This is a genomic window from Streptomyces sp. NPDC059832 (assembly GCF_042731715.1).
Taxonomy (GTDB): domain Bacteria; phylum Actinomycetota; class Actinomycetes; order Streptomycetales; family Streptomycetaceae; genus Streptomyces.
Window position 1 is genome coordinate 462,124 of the sequence record NZ_JBHWIY010000003.1, and the last position, 13,035, is coordinate 475,158.

The following is a 13,035-nucleotide window of genomic DNA, read 5'->3' on the forward strand; positions in this document are numbered from 1 at the left end:
AGGAACACCCCGACAAGCAACGCCCGGAGGCACGCCCATGGGTCTTCTCGACACCATCCTCGGCCGCAGCAAGCCGGTCCGCCCCGACCTCGACCAGCTCTTCGCCGTCCCCTCCGCCGCCCTCACCCTCCAGGCGGGCGCGGGCTTCACACCGACCGGTCTCGGCTCGGTCTGCTTCGCGGGCGTCGAGGGCGGCACCTTCGCCCGCCTCCAGCAGGACGTACGCGAACTGCTCGACGCCGACACCGGCCGCGGCGGAATCCCCGTGGAGTTCAGCCAGGACACGTACGGCTACACCTGGCTGCTCTCCCGCCGCCCGGCCGACGACACCGCCACGCTGGTCAACGACCTGCACGCGGTCAACACCCTGCTCCAGGACGGCGGGTTCGGGCCGCACCTGCTCTGCTCCCTGATCGGCTTCCGGGACGAGCGGGACCGTCCGCTGGCCCTGGTCTACCTCTACAAGCGCGGCACGTTCTACCCCTTCGCCCCCGTGCCCGGCGGCGCCGAGAAGCGGGACAACCAGCTGGAGTTGCAGGTCAGAGCGGTACTCGGGGACGATCTGAGGATGGAGAAGGACCTGGCCCGCTGGTTCCCGGTGTGGGGGGCGCCGGGGCTGTGACGCGGGGAGCTCCGATGACAGGGGGCCCGGCGGCGCACCCGCCCGTATCATCGTTTCCATGACTGCTGAGCCCGCCCGTTCCGCCGACCGTATGCGCGCTTCGGATGCCGATCGCGAGGCGGTGGTCGAGCAGTTGCGGGAGGCGGCGGCCGAGGGCCGCATCGACATGGACGAGCTGGACACCCGGCTCGGGCAGGCGCTCTCCGCCAAGACCTACGCCGAACTGGCGCCCCTCACCGAGGACCTGGTCCCCATCGAGGTGGCGAAGGGCGAGCCGCTGGTCCTCAAGGGCGGCATGCACGGCGTGACGCGCTCGGGCGTCTGGAAGGTGCCCCCGGTGATACGCGCCCAGGGCGGCATCGGCGGCGTCCGGATCGACTTCACCCGCGCCGAGTGCCGACTGCGTGAGATCGCGCTGGAAGTGCGCGGGGAGATGGCCGGGGTGAAGATCGTGATCCCGGAGGGCTGGACCGTACACACGGACAGCCTGGATCAGGGCCTCGGCGGCCTGAAGGACCGGACCACCGACGAGCGGACCCCCGGCGCCCCGCTCCTGCGGCTGACCGGCTCCTGCGGCATGGGCGGCGTGGTCGTACGCCACCCGAACTTCCGCGAGCGGCGCAAGCTGCGCGGCATCGAGTCCTGAGTACGCCTACCTAGTCCTTGCCGGGTGACCTCGCCCATCCGGCGCGTTCCCCCGGCGGCATACCGTCCCTCGTATGCCCGAGGAGACCGCACCCACCGACACCACGCCCGCTCCGACCCCCGCCCCGACCGGGTCCAGGTCCCCCTCATCCGTCCTCGGGGCCCTCGGATGCGGCTGCGTCGCGCTCGTCGTCGTACCCGTTATCGCTCTGGTCGCCCTGCTCGCATGGTTCCTGTCCGGGTCGACGGACACGCCCCGGGTCGCGCCCGAGGAGATGGCGGACCGCGCCTTCCAGCGCTCCCAGGAGGCGTACGACCTCATGGGGTTCAAACGCACCGTGGAACCGGGGGTCGAGAAGATCGGCGTCAGCACGGAGAACACCCTGGACTCAGGCTACTGCTGGGGCGGAGGCCTGCTCGGGCTGGAGGACAAGACCATCGACGGCGCCTATCAGATGAGCCACGTCTGGGCGCTGGACCACGTGCCCGCGAGCCAGGCCGTCTCCGGCCTCGGCAGGCTGCACCGGCAACTCAAGGACGACGGCTGGGAGGTCACGTCCTACCGTGAGGGCGGAAAGAGCCAGTCCTGGGACCTGTACGTCCAGCGGGACAACGGGGCCGAGAGCATGTCCTTCACCTGGTACCAGGACCGGGAGTACTTCATCGGCCGCGCCTCCGTGCCCTGCGCCTACGACCCCGAGTGGAAGGGCGGCGATTCCGGCCCCGCAGAGGTCGACCGGACGCCGCCCGCTCTCGGGCCCGCGCTGCGGAAGTAGGGCGGACCTGTCCGGCGGAGCGCACTCAGCAGTCTCCGGGGTGGAAGACCGGAACGGCCTCCTTCCCCTCCTCCCGCCGGAAGGCCACCCGCAGCGCCATGCCGATGGCGAGAGCGGACTCCTCGCACCCCAGGATCTCCGTCATCATCCGCGGGCCCTCGGCCAGGTCGACCACGGCGGCGACGTACGGGACGCGGGCGCCGAACGGTGGCAGGTCGTTGCGGTGCACGACGGACCAGGTGTAGAGCGTGGCGTCTCCGCTCGCCCGCTCCCAGGTGACGTCCTCGCTCCAGCAGTGCGGGCAGAACTCGCGCGGGTAGTGGTGCGCGCGCCCGCAGGCGCGGCAGCGGCGCAGCAGCAACTGCCCCCGGGCGGCGGCGTCCCAGTACGGGCGGGTGAAGGCGTCGGGTTCGGGAAGGTCGAAACGTACGGGGGCCTCGGTCACGGGAAGAGTCCGATCGCCGCGTCGAGGGACCAGGTCTGCCAGGACATCGCGAACAGCGCGACGAACGAGATGAGCGCCATCATGGCGTTCTGCCCCTGCTCGGCCCAGTCGTGGATCATCAGCACGAGATAGAGAAGGTTGAGGAGGAGCCCCGCGGCCAGCGCGACGGGGGTGAGGAATCCGGCGATCAGGCCGAGCCCCAGGGCGAGTTCGGCGTACACGACGACGTAGGCCATGACCTTGGGTCGTGGGGCGACGACCCTCCGGAAGCCGGTGCGCACGGCCGGCCACCGGTGCTTGCCCGCGACGTCCGCGGCCCAGGCGATGCCCGTACCGCGTTCGAACCAGCCCTTCTTGTCCTTGTGTCGCCAGCTCTCCAGCCACCACAGGCCGAGGCCTATCCGGAGAACGGCGAGCCACTCGGCTCCGCCGAGCCAGATCGTCTGCATGGGGCCTCCCGTGGCCTCCCGTTCACTGAATCTGACGGTACGTCAGTTCACCTGATGGCGGGCAACTCGCGCAAGAGGCGCGCAAGGAGTGCGCAGAAGGTGAGCGGAAAACGGACAACAGACGTACGCTCGTGATCAATTCGCAATCGATTCCGGTCTTGACCGAGACCCATCAACCGGGTGCGCGATTACGCTCCGAACCATGCCCGACAGCTCGCCTACCGCCGGTAGCTCCATATCGGCCCAGACCGACCTCACCGAGGACCGGCCCGTATACGTCATCGGTGGCGGTCCGGGCGGTCTCGCCGCCGCGGCGGCCCTGCGTGAGCAGGGCGTACGGGCGGTCGTGCTGGAGAAGTCCGGGAACGTGGGAGCGTCCTGGCGCCGTCACTACGACCGGCTGCACCTCCACACGACCCGGCGCCGCTCGGCGCTGCCGGGGCTCGCGATGCCGCGCCGGTTCGGACGCTGGGTGTCCAGGGACGATGTGGTGCGCTATCTGGACAAGTACGCCGAGCACCATGAGCTGGAGGTGGTGACGGGCGTCGAGGTGTCCCGGATCGACCGCGCCCCGGACGGCAGGGACTGGCAGTTGACCGCGACCGGTGGCCGGGTGCTGACCGGCCGGGCCGTCGTCGTCGCCACCGGCTTCAACCACACCCCGCGCATCCCCGACTGGTCCGGCCTCGACACCTTCACCGGCGATCTGGTCCACGCCTCCGACTACCGCAACCCGGCCCCGTACGCCGGCAAGGACGTCCTGGTCGTCGGGATCGGCAACACGGGCGCGGAGATCGCCGTCGACCTGGTCGAGGGCGGGGCGTCCCGGGTACGGATCGCCGTGCGCACCGTGCCGCACATCGTGCGCCGCTCCACCGCGGGCTGGCCCGCCCAGTCGACCGCCGTCCTGGTACGCAGGCTGCCGGTCCGGCTGGTCGACCGGGCCGCGGGCCTGATGTGCCGGATCTCCGTGCCCGACCTCGCCGCGCAGGGCCTGCCGCGCCCGGACACGGGCCTGTACTCACGGGTCAAGGACGGCGCCGTCCCGGTGCAGGACGTGGGGCTGACCGACGCGGTGAAGCGCGGCCGGGTGGTGCCGGTGGCGGCCGTCGAGTCCTTCGACGGGGACGCGGTGGTACTGGCCGACGGCGACCGGATCACCCCGGACGCGGTGATCGCGGCGACCGGCTACCGGCGGGGCCTGGAAGGACTGGTCGGCCACCTCGACGTGCTGGACGCCCGGGGCCGGCCGGTGGTCCACGGCGGCCGCACCCCCAAGCGGGCACCCGGCCTGTACTTCACCGGCTTCACCAACCCGATCAGCGGCATGCTGCGCGAACTGGCCCTGGACGCACGGAAGATCGCGAAGAGGGCGGCACGCAGGGGCTGAGACCGCGCGGGCGACGAAGACGGCCTGGGCCGGTGCATCGACGCACACGTCGGCTGGTGATCCCGCGCGGGGCGCGCCCGGGAGGACCGGCCGCGCCCCGCACTCCTGCTTCGGGGGTGCCGGTCAGGCCCCGGGCGTGGCGTTCAGTACGAGCTGGGTCGTGTTGTTGGCGGGCTGCGGGTCGAACGGGAAGGACGCGGCGCCGGATCCACCGGTGGTGAGCATGACCCGGCCGGTGGCGTCGGGGACGACGCGGTCGATGCGCAGCTGGAACGGGAAGGAACGTGTGGTGTCCGGCAGGGTCCAGTACGGCAGCTCGCAGCTGTAGCGCGGGGCGCCGGTCCGCTGCGGGTAGTAGCCGCCGCTCAGGGTGCGCGGTACGCAGTCGGCGGGGGCGGAGACGACGGTGGCGCCCTCGGGGACGGTGAAGTCGACGGCCGCGACCGGGTCGCCGGAGCCGAGGTTGCCGATCCAGGCCGGTCCGTTGTTGCGGAAGCCGAGTTCGGCGGTGACGGTCTCACCGGCGCCGCCCGTGACCCGGGCGCCCTGCGCGGCGAAGTCCGCGGTGTTCACCGCGGTGAAACCGGCGATGGTGTAGTTGTCCTCGTCCGCGAGGTCGGTGGCTCCGTTGCCGGGCTCGACGCTGATGTCCAGCCGCTCGCCGTACGCGTGCGCGGCGAGGGCCACCCGCATCGGCGCGGGCAGCGTGAAGGAGTCACCCGGCTCGATCACCTGGTCGAAGGAGCAGGTGGCCTGGTTCATCGGGGCGTAGTCGCCGCCGGTCGTCCCGTACGTGCACTCGGTGTACTTGTTGAGGAAGCCGAGTCCGTACGAAGCGGTGAAGGTGGCGGTGAGGCCCTCGGACCGCTCGCTGCCCTTGTTCGTCACCGCGAACGGGACGGTCCGGACGGCGCCCGGCCGGAGCCCCTTCACCGGGGCGATCTCGCCGAGGGACAGGTCGGGGCCCGAGCCGACCGTGACCATGGTGTCGAAGGAGTCGTGCGGGGCCTCCAGGGTGCCGTCGGGGCCGCCGGTGGCCACGGCGGCGTAGGTGATCCGGCCCTGGGCGCCGAGCGCGGCACCGTCGGCGGCGCGGACCGTGAGGTGGACCTGCGGGCTGTACGCGTCACCGATGACGGGCACCTCGGGGACGGTGCACACGGCCGTGGTCCCGGTCGGGGCGCAGTTGTCGGGCCAGGTCACATCGGCCACCCCGGCGACACCGGAGATGTCGACCGAGAGCCGGCCGTCGGTGACGGCGAAGTTGTCGTTGTCGTGGTACAGCCCGATGTCGAGCGGGCTGCCCTGCGACGCACCGTCACCGAGCAGCAGCTTCTGCTCGCTGGGCGCCTGTATCCAGAGCTGGTCGGACTGCTCCTGCGCGAACGCGGGGGCCGCGAGTCCGGCAGTCAGCAGTCCGGCGGCCGCGGCAGCCGCGGCGGCACGGACACCGAGGCGTACGGTGCGCCGGGCGGAGACGGGTCTGACGGGTCCGACAGGTCTCATGTTTTCCCCAGGGGTGAGCCGTGGATGGCGAACGACGGCCGGTGCGTCCGGCCAGCCCGTTCGACTCCCAAGATCGCCCGGAGGTTGTACGGCGGCCGGCCCTCGTCCAGCCTTTGCCTGCACACCCATTCCTGACGAGCCGTCAGTTCAGTAACCTGACAGAGCGTCAGCTTTGGGCTGGCCGGGCACGATCACCCGACGGACCTCGAGCAGGAGTGGGCGGAACGATGCTTGGATCGACTCACGGCACCCTCACCACCGACTTCCGCGCCAGGGTGGTGGCCTGCGGCGAAGAGCCGCATGCCGCCGTCCACAGCATGACGGTCGACGCCGCCACGGAGTGCGTCCTGGACGTCAGCGGTCGGCCGCTGCACGCGGCCGTGCCGGATCTGGACCGGTTCTTCCGGCCCGGTTCCGTGGCCGTCATCGGCGCCTCCGACACCGAGGGACGGCCCAACACCGGCATCACCCGGCAGCTGATCGGCTGGGCCGAGCGGGTCGGGGCTCGGCTGTATCCCGTGCACCCCACCAGGAAGTCCGTGTTCGGGCGGGCCTGTTCTCCTTCCGTCGCACAGCTGCCGGAGCAGGTCGATCTGGCCGTGCTGCTGGTCGGCGATCCGCTCCCGGTGATCGAGGAACTCGCGCAGGCCAAGGTGCGGTTCGCCGTCGCCTTCGCCTCCGGGTTCGCCGAGACCGGCGAGGAGGGTGCCGCCGCGCAGGCACGGCTGGCCGCGGCGGTGGAGCGGTCCGGGCTGCGGCTGCTCGGGCCGAACACCAACCTCAACGCCTTCGAGAAGTTCCGGGACGATCTGGACGGGCCGGCCATCGCGCTGATCACCCAGTCCGGTCACCAGGGCCGCCCCGTCTACACCCTTCAGGAGCTGGGCGTGCGGCTCTCGCACTGGGCGCCCACGGGCAACGAGGCGGATCTGGAGACCGCCGACTTCATCTCGTACTTCTCGCAGCGTCCCGAGGTCGGGGCCATCGCCTGTTATGTGGAGGGGCTCAAGGACGGGCGCTCCTTTCTGCTGGCCGCGGACCGGGCGGCACGGGCCGGGGTTCCGGTCGTGGCGGTCAAGGTGGGGCGTACGGAGACGGGGGCCAGAACGGCCGCGTCACACACCGGCAAGCTGACCGGCGCCGACCAGGTGGTGGACGCGGCGATGCGGCAGTTCGGCGTGATCCGGGTCGACGGGCTCGACGAGCTCCAGGACACCGCGGCCCTGCTCGCACGGGCACGGAAACCGCAGGCCGAAGGGGTCGTCGTGTATTCGATCTCGGGCGGCACGGGCGCGCACTTCTCGGACCTGGCCACCGGCGCCGGGCTGAGCCTGCCCACCCTGTCCGAGGCGAAGCAGCGCGAACTGCACGAGTGGATCCCCGGTTACCTGAACGTGGCGAACCCGGTCGACAACGGGGGCCATCCGGTGGGCGACTGGCGCGGCCGGAAGATCATCGACGCGATACTCGCCGACCCCGGCGTGGGGGTGCTGATCTGTCCGATCACCGGCCCCTTCCCCCCGATGAGCGACAAGCTCGCGCAGGACCTGGTGGACGCGGCGGAGACCACGGACAAGCTGGTGTGCGTGGTGTGGGGCTCGCCCGTCGGCACGGAGGAGGCGTACCGCACGACGCTCCTCGGCTCGTCCCGCGTCGCCACCTTCCGTACCTTCGGCAACTGCATCACCGCCGTGAAGGCCTACCTGGACCACCACCGGTTCGCCGCTTCCTACCGCTCCCCCTTCGACGAGGCGCCCCGCACGCCTTCGCCCTCGTTCCGCAAGGCGCAGGCACTGATGCGTCCGGGCCACCAGCTGAGCGAGCACGCGGCGAAGCAGCTGCTGCGGGCGTACGGAATCCGCGTACCGCGCGAGCAGTTGGTGACCAGCGCCGCGGCGTCCGTCCGGGCCGCGGGGCTGGTCGGCTACCCGGTGGTCATGAAGGCGTCGGGCGCCCGGCTCGCCCACAAGACCGAACTGGGCCTGGTCAAGGTCGGGCTCACCTCCGCGAGCCAGGTGCGGGACGCGTACCGCGAACTGACCGACATCGCACGGTACGAGGGCGTCGAGCTGGACGGGATCCTGGTCTGCCAGATGGTCGAGCGGGGGGTCGAGATGATGGTCGGCGTCACGCAGGACGCGCTGTTCGGACCGACGGTGACGGTCGGGCTCGGCGGCGTACTGGTCGAGGTGCTGCACGACGCGGCGGTACGGGTGCCGCCGTTCGGCGAGGACCAGGCGCGGTCGATGCTGGGCGAACTGCGCGGCCGGGCCCTGCTGGAAGGCGTGCGCGGCGGTCCGCCGGTGGATGTGGACGCGCTCGTCGAGGTCGTGCTGCGGGTGCAGCGGATGGCGCTGGAGCTGGGCGACGACCTCACCGAGCTGGACATCAACCCGCTGATGGTGCTCGGGCGGGGGCAGGGCGCCGTGGCGCTGGACGCGCTCGCCGTCTGCCGCTGACCGACCGCGCCGCCCGCGCCCGACCCGCTCGCCCTCGCGGCCACTGCCGCACCCGCTACCGCGCTCATCACTGCGACCGCCCAGGAGCTGCCCCATGCCGTCCTCCCCCGAAGACATCACCGAGTCCGCCGAGTCCGCCGACCCGCTCCATTCATTGGTACTCCACGCCACTGACAACGGCGTCTCCTGGATCACGCTCAACCGGCCCGAGGCGATGAACGCCGTCACCTGGGAGCAGCGGGAACGCGTCATCGGCCTGCTCGCCGAGGCCTCCGCCGACCCGGCGGTCCGGGTGGTCGTCCTCACCGCCACCGGCCGCGGTTTCTGCGCGGGCGCCGACCTGCGCGGCGCCCCGGCGGCCGGCGAGCGGGTGCCGGGCGATGTGGCCCGGACGATCCGGCTCGGCGCACAGCGTCTGATCGCCGCGGTCCTGGACTGCGAGAAGCCCGTCGTCGCGGCCGTCAACGGCACGGCGGCCGGCCTCGGCGCCCACCTCGCGTTCGCCTGCGATCTGGTGCTGGCGGCCGAATCGGCGAAGTTCATCGAGGTGTTCGTACGCCGCGGTCTCGTGCCCGACGGCGGCGGTGCGTATCTGCTGCCGCGGCTGATCGGCCCGCAGCGCGCCAAGGAGCTGATGTTCTTCGGCGACTCGCTCCCGGCGGCGGAGGCGGAACGCCTGGGGCTGGTCAACCGGGTGGTGAAGGACGAGGAGTTGGCGGGGACGGCGCGGGCGTGGGCGCAACGGCTGGCCGAGGGGCCGACCCGTGCGATCACCCTCACCAAGCAGCTCGTCAACGCGTCGATGGACACCGACCGGTCGACGGCGTTCGCCGCCGAGGCCATGGCCCAGGAGATCAACATGACGACGCAGGACGCCAACGAGGGCGTGGCGAGCTTCGTGGAACGGCGAGTGCCGAAGTACCGGGGGATCTAGCTCCGAGCGATCACGCGGGCGACAGGCCTCCGGTGTCCAGGTCCAGGTCGAACGGGTGCGGCAGCCTCAGAACCGCACCGAACGGGTGCGGACCGTCCACATGGGTGTAGCCCAGGTGACCCGGCTCGGAGAACAGGGTCACGCTGCCCTCGATCCGGTCGACGAGGAGATACAGCGGGGCACGGTACTCGGCGTAGCGTCGCCGCTTCACGACACGGTCGGTTTCCGCATTCGACTCCGACGTGACCTCCACGACGAGCAGGGTCTGATCGGGGAGAAGGGCCCCGCCCCCCTTCGCCAGTCCCTCGGGCACGACGGCGATGTCGGGGACGTACCAGTTCGACGAACCGGGCAGGTCCAGATTGCCCGAGCCTTCGACGCAGCCGAGTTCGTCCACGCGGTCCTCGATCTGCCGACGGACGACTCGGGCCGCCCGTTCGTGGTCCCAGGTCGGCGTCACGGGCTCGATGATCCCTTCGATGATCTGGGCGCGGTCCCCGCGGATCCGCTGCACCGCGAACTTCAGGGCGCGCTCGGAATCGATGCCCTGGCTGTAGTCGGGCGCACTGGTCATTGGGTGTGTCCTCCCGCTCAGCCGGTCCGACAACTCAGAGTAGCGGCCTGCGACCAGGTGCGGTCGCAGTCGCTCGCGCTCACCCCGGGGCCATGCGGCTGAGGGATTCCCAGGCGCGGTACTGCTCCTCGCGGGCCCGGTCCATCGCCAGGACGGCGTCGGACTGGAGGAGGCGCCCGGAGCCCCGCGCGCGCAGGTGGGGGATCACGGCCTGGGCGACCCGGCGCGCCCCGTGCGAGGGAATGGGCAACGGTGACTTTCGGCAGTGTCGGGGCGCTCCCCGGCTGCGTACGGTCGTCCGGGTGGACAGAGTGGTGATCAGCGGTGCGGTCCGGCGGGCCGTCGTCGCGCCGGGGAATCTTCTGGCCGTCGGTGCGGCGGTCTGTGTCGGGCTGAGCGCGGTCAGCCCGTGGTGGGCCCTGCCCGCCGCCGTGGCGGCGTTCTTCGCGGGCCGGGAGCCGGGAAGGACCGGGCCCCCGGTCCTCGTGCTCGTCGCGGTGGTGGCCGGCGGAGTGGTGGCGGTGGCGCTGGTGCCCTCCTGGCTGCTGATGGCGGGGCGGTTCGTCGCGGTGGTGGCGGTGGCCGCGATGCTGCCGTGGTTCGCGGGGCGCTTCTGGCGCCAGTACCAGGAGCTCGTCCGGGCGGGCTGGGAACGGGCGGGCCGGCTGGAGCGCGAACAGCGGCTCGTCGCCGAGCAGGCGCGGTCCCGGGAACGGGCCCGGATCGCCCAGGACATGCACGACGTCCTCGGGCACGACCTCAGTCTCATCGCCCTGTCGGCCGGTGCCCTCAAACTGGCCCCCGGCCTGGACGAGGCGCACCGGGCCGCGGCCGGGGAGATCCGGGCCCGCGCGGCGGCGTCGGTGGAGCGGCTCGGCGAGGTGATCGGCCTGCTGCGCGAGGAGGCGGACGACGAACCTCCGCAGCCGCCCGGCACCGGCATTCCCCGGCTGGTCGGGGAGGCCGCGGCTGCCGGGCTCGCGGTCGGCCTGCGGATCGAGGGGGACGCCGGCACCATGCCCCCGTCGGCCGCGCGGGCCGCCCACCGGGTGGTCCAGGAGGCCCTGACCAACGCGGCCAAGCACGCGCCGCGGGCGCGGGTGGACGTACGGGTGACGCACACGGCCGGGGAGACGACGATCCGGGTGGAGAACGGGCCCGCGCCCGCGCCGTCCCGCGCCGAGGACGTCCCGGGCACCGGGCGGGGGCTGATCGGGCTCGACGAGCGGGTACGGCTGACGGGCGGCACCTTCGCCTACGGCCCGTACGAGGGCGGCTTCGCGGTCACCGCGCGGATACCGCACACCGCGCCCGCCCACCGGCCGCCCGCCGTACCGAGGCCCGCTCCCCCGGCCCTGCCGCCGGAGCACCGGCACGCCCGCAGCCGCGCCCGCCGGGCGCTGGCCCTCGCGGTCGTACTGCCCCTGGTGGCATGGGCGGTGCTGAGTGCCGCCCTGATGGCCTGGGACATCCGCTCGGCCCGGCAGTCCGTACTGGACCCGGGCGACTACGCCCGGCTGCGGGTGGGACAGGATCGGGAGTCGGTCCGGCGGCTGCTGCCCGACCGTGAGACCACCCAGCGGCCGGTGGCCGGGGAACCGAGGGGAGCAGGCATCACATGCGCGTACTACGCGATGACGGCGGACCGCTTCGACGACCGGTCCGGGGACGCCTACCGGCTCTGTTTCCGGGACGGCCGGCTGATGTCCAAGGAGGCCCTGACCCCATGAGTGCGCCACGCGGGGAAGGAACGGTGAGCGGCCGGTGATCCGGGTGCTGATCGCCGACGACGAGCCGATGATCCGCGCGGGGGTGCGCTCCGTGCTGTCCACCGATCCGGAGATCGGTGTCGTCGCCGAGGCCGCCGACGGACACGAGGCCGTGGAGCTGGTCCGCCGCCACCGCCCGGCCGTCGCCGTGCTCGACATCCGGATGCCCGGGATGAACGGCATCGAGGCAGCGGCCGAGATCCGGCGCACCGCGCCGGGGACGGGGGTCGTGATGCTCACGACCTTCGGTGAGGACGACTACATCCTCCAGGCGCTCGGAGGCGGCGCCGCCGGCTTCCTGATCAAGTCGGGCGAGCCCGAGGAGCTGATCGCGGGGGTCCGCGCGGTGGCCGACGGGGCCGCCTATCTGTCACCGAAGGTCGCGGCGCGGGTCGTCGCCCATCTCTCGGCGACGGGCGCGGGCGCCCTGGCCGGCCGCCGCACCGCCGCCCGGGAACGGGTCGGCGCGCTCACCGGCCGGGAACGCGACGTACTGGCCTTCCTCGGCAGCGGGCTGTCCAACGGCCAGATCGCCCGGCGGCTCCATCTGGTGGAAGGGACGGTCAAGGCGCATGTGAGCTCCATCCTGGCCCGGCTGGGCGTGGACAACCGGGCCGCCGCGGCCGTCGTCGCCCACGAGGCCGGGATCGCCGCGCCCCCGCAGCCGCCTCCCGAGCGCTGACGCCGCGGTCCGGGCGAGCGGCAGGAACGCGAGCAGTACGGCCGCCACCACCGAGGCCCCGAGAACCGCGCCGGCCAGCACGTCGTGCGGGTAGTGCGCCCCCACCACGACCCGCAGCAGGGCCGCCGCCACGGCCACCGGCAGGGTGACGGCGGCGAGGCGCGGGCGCAGCACGGCCAGGCCCACCGCGAGGCCGGCGGCCAGGGTGGCGTGGTTGCTCGGGAAGGACCAGTCGCCCGGCGGCGGGCACTCGGCGGCCGTCTCCGCGATGGAGCGCAGGGCCCGGCAGGGGCGTTCCTCGTCCACCACCAGCTTCGCCGCCTCGCTGACGGCGTACGCCGCCACGGTGCCGATGCCGGTGAGCACGGTGCCCGCGGACATCCGGGTGTCCCCGCGGCGTTCGGCGCTCCACCAGGCCCACACCAGCAGCAGGCCGAGGACCACCAGGGTGCCGTCGGTGGCCGCCTCCAGCAGGGGTCCCGCCCAGGAGGGCGCCTCGGCCACCGCCCCGGTCACCGATCGGTACAGGGACGCCGAGGCGCCGTCCGTCACCTCCACGGCACGGGCCGAGCCCAGACCGCCCGGGGCGAGCGCCAGGACGGCCGCCGCCCCCGAGGCCAGGACGACGCAGGCGAGCAGTGGCCGCCCGGTCCGGGTTCTGCTTCCGGTTTCTCGTCTCATGGGATGTGAACCTAGAAGCGGCGAGGGGTCGCGGACCCGGGCCGAACGGCAGGGCCCACCCCTGACGTTCGTCAGGGGTGGGCCCTGCCCGTGACGGCTGCCC

At 72.7% G+C, this 13,035-nt stretch carries 13 protein-coding genes and 1 pseudogene; 8 read left to right on the forward strand and 6 right to left on the reverse strand.

The features are described from left to right. Positions 1-37 precede the first annotated feature (37 nt). From ACFV8T_RS07350 to ACFV8T_RS07360, 3 genes are all read left to right on the forward strand, one after another. Positions 38-622 (forward strand): hypothetical protein, encoded by a 585-nt coding sequence (locus ACFV8T_RS07350; protein ID WP_266415737.1) that lies wholly within the window; start codon positions 38-40, stop codon positions 620-622. Positions 623-680: 58 nt separating this feature from the next. Next, positions 681-1,268 carry a DUF1707 domain-containing protein gene (locus ACFV8T_RS07355; protein WP_385325410.1) on the forward strand — a complete coding sequence of 196 codons (588 nt, stop codon included), beginning with the start codon at positions 681-683 and terminating at the stop codon, positions 1,266-1,268. Between the two features lie 73 nt (positions 1,269-1,341). Beyond that, a complete protein-coding gene (locus ACFV8T_RS07360; RefSeq protein WP_385325412.1) occupies positions 1,342-2,043 on the forward strand; it encodes a hypothetical protein in 702 nt (233 codons plus the stop codon). Between the two features lie 25 nt (positions 2,044-2,068). On the opposite strand, the gene ACFV8T_RS07365 is transcribed toward ACFV8T_RS07360, so the two are convergent. Together ACFV8T_RS07365 and ACFV8T_RS07370 are read right to left on the reverse strand one after the other, a co-directional pair. Next, positions 2,069-2,488, reverse strand: a complete 420-nt coding sequence (locus tag ACFV8T_RS07365) for a Zn-ribbon domain-containing OB-fold protein (RefSeq protein WP_385325413.1) — start codon at positions 2,486-2,488, stop codon at positions 2,069-2,071. Beyond that, positions 2,485-2,937 carry a DoxX family membrane protein gene (locus ACFV8T_RS07370; protein WP_385325414.1) on the reverse strand — a complete coding sequence of 151 codons (453 nt, stop codon included), beginning with the start codon at positions 2,935-2,937 and terminating at the stop codon, positions 2,485-2,487. The genes ACFV8T_RS07365 and ACFV8T_RS07370 overlap by 4 nt, the downstream gene beginning before the upstream one ends. A 202-nt stretch (positions 2,938-3,139) precedes the next feature. On the opposite strand from ACFV8T_RS07370, the gene ACFV8T_RS07375 reads away from it, so the two are divergent. After that, complete coding sequence (locus ACFV8T_RS07375; RefSeq protein ID WP_385325416.1) at positions 3,140-4,327, forward strand: flavin-containing monooxygenase; 1,188 nt, start codon at positions 3,140-3,142, stop codon at positions 4,325-4,327. A 123-nt stretch (positions 4,328-4,450) separates the two neighbouring features. Here the strand turns inward: ACFV8T_RS07375 and ACFV8T_RS07380 are convergent, their stop codons facing one another. Next, a complete protein-coding gene (locus ACFV8T_RS07380) occupies positions 4,451-5,833 on the reverse strand; it encodes a hypothetical protein (RefSeq protein WP_385325417.1) in 1,383 nt (460 codons plus the stop codon). A gap of 227 nt (positions 5,834-6,060) precedes the next feature. On the opposite strand from ACFV8T_RS07380, the gene ACFV8T_RS07385 reads away from it, so the two are divergent. Beyond that, positions 6,061-8,292, forward strand: coding sequence for an acetate--CoA ligase family protein (locus tag ACFV8T_RS07385; RefSeq protein WP_385325418.1), 2,232 nt, complete (start codon positions 6,061-6,063; stop codon positions 8,290-8,292). Positions 8,293-8,386: 94 nt separating this feature from the next. Beyond that, positions 8,387-9,226, forward strand: a complete 840-nt coding sequence (locus ACFV8T_RS07390) for an enoyl-CoA hydratase/isomerase family protein (RefSeq protein WP_385325420.1) — start codon at positions 8,387-8,389, stop codon at positions 9,224-9,226. A 10-nt stretch (positions 9,227-9,236) separates the two neighbouring features. Here ACFV8T_RS07390 and ACFV8T_RS07395 read toward each other — a convergent pair whose 3' ends face one another. Both ACFV8T_RS07395 and ACFV8T_RS07400 read right to left on the reverse strand, forming a co-directional pair. Beyond that, entirely contained in the window at positions 9,237-9,800 is a 564-nt protein-coding gene (locus ACFV8T_RS07395; RefSeq protein ID WP_385325422.1) for a Uma2 family endonuclease, read from the reverse strand. A gap of 79 nt (positions 9,801-9,879) precedes the next feature. Beyond that, positions 9,880-10,050: a hypothetical protein gene (locus ACFV8T_RS07400; protein ID WP_385325423.1), complete on the reverse strand. Its 171-nt coding sequence runs from the start codon at positions 10,048-10,050 to the stop codon at positions 9,880-9,882. Between ACFV8T_RS07400 and ACFV8T_RS07405 the strand changes: the two genes are divergently transcribed. Further along, entirely contained in the window at positions 10,043-11,530 is a 1,488-nt protein-coding gene (locus ACFV8T_RS07405) for a sensor histidine kinase (RefSeq protein ID WP_385325424.1), read from the forward strand. The two genes, ACFV8T_RS07400 and ACFV8T_RS07405, sit on opposite strands and share 8 nt — an antisense overlap. A 34-nt stretch (positions 11,531-11,564) precedes the next feature. After that, the gene (locus tag ACFV8T_RS07410; RefSeq protein ID WP_385325425.1) at positions 11,565-12,251 is read left to right on the forward strand and encodes a response regulator; all 687 of its coding nucleotides are present in this window, start codon (positions 11,565-11,567) and stop codon (positions 12,249-12,251) included. A gap of 39 nt (positions 12,252-12,290) precedes the next feature. Here the strand turns inward: ACFV8T_RS07410 and ACFV8T_RS07415 are convergent. Next, positions 12,291-12,932: pseudogene (locus tag ACFV8T_RS07415) on the reverse strand (phosphatase PAP2 family protein); the annotation flags it as partial. Positions 12,933-13,035: the final 103 nt, after the last annotated feature.